General features: G+C 50.1%; 1 protein-coding gene. It reads left to right on the top strand.

Annotated features, from left to right (window positions below):
- Window positions 1-63: 63 nt before the first annotated feature.
- A complete protein-coding gene (locus ACFQEU_RS17100; RefSeq protein ID WP_379784101.1) occupies window positions 64-708 on the top strand; it encodes a retropepsin-like aspartic protease family protein in 645 nt (214 codons plus the stop codon).
- Window positions 709-721: the final 13 nt, after the last annotated feature.

Below are 721 nucleotides of genomic sequence, written 5' to 3' on the forward strand. Positions count from 1 at the left end.
CGGGCTTGATGGCGCTACTGGTTTTACAGCTAACCGCTATATGTCTACCGTGGGCCTAGGCAGATGTTTAGATTATTACTGCTCAGTGTGTGTTTAAGCCTGTCTTGTACGCTGTTGGCTAGCGCAGAAATCGACATAAAGGTTAGCGGTTTATTTAAAGGCAGTGCGTTACTGGACATAAATGGCAAGCGTCAGCTGCTCAAGGTCGGCGCAACGAGCCCAGAAGGTGTCACGGTTATCGCTGCCGATAGCAAGCGGGCCATTATTTCTTATCAAGGACAGCAAAAAGAATTACATCTGAGCCGTCAGATAGGCGCGTTATTTAATGCGCCAGATAGAGCTGAGGTGCGCATCAATACTGGCAAGGGCGGTCACTATTGGGCTAAGGGGTTAATCAATGGTCGGCAGGTCGACATGATGGTCGATACTGGCGCAACCTCTGTTGCCATGAGTGAGCGCCATGCTCAATCTCTGGGCGTGCAGTATCGCCAAGGGTTAGTGGGTGAGGCCAGTACAGCGGGCGGCAAGAAAAAGGCCTGGCAGGTGAATTTAGAGTCGGTCAGCGTTGGTAATGTGTTGGTCAACCAGGTTTCTGCCGTGGTGTTAGAAGGTGATTTTCCAGAAATGGTGTTACTCGGTAACAGTTTTCTCGATAAGGTCGACATCGACCGAGAGCAGGGCGTACTTCTCATTCGGTCGCGCTTTTAAGATTTTCTGAATT

Source organism: Halorubrum tibetense (genome assembly GCF_042661865.1).
Taxonomy (GTDB): Archaea; Halobacteriota; Halobacteria; order Halobacteriales; family Haloferacaceae; genus Halorubrum; species Halorubrum tibetense.

What these genes read in the sequence shown, in the direction of transcription:
- ACFQEU_RS17100 (WP_379784101.1), top strand. Translation starts at nt 64, where the DNA reads ATGTTTAGATTATTACTGCTCAGTGTGTGTTTAAGCCTGTCTTGTACG.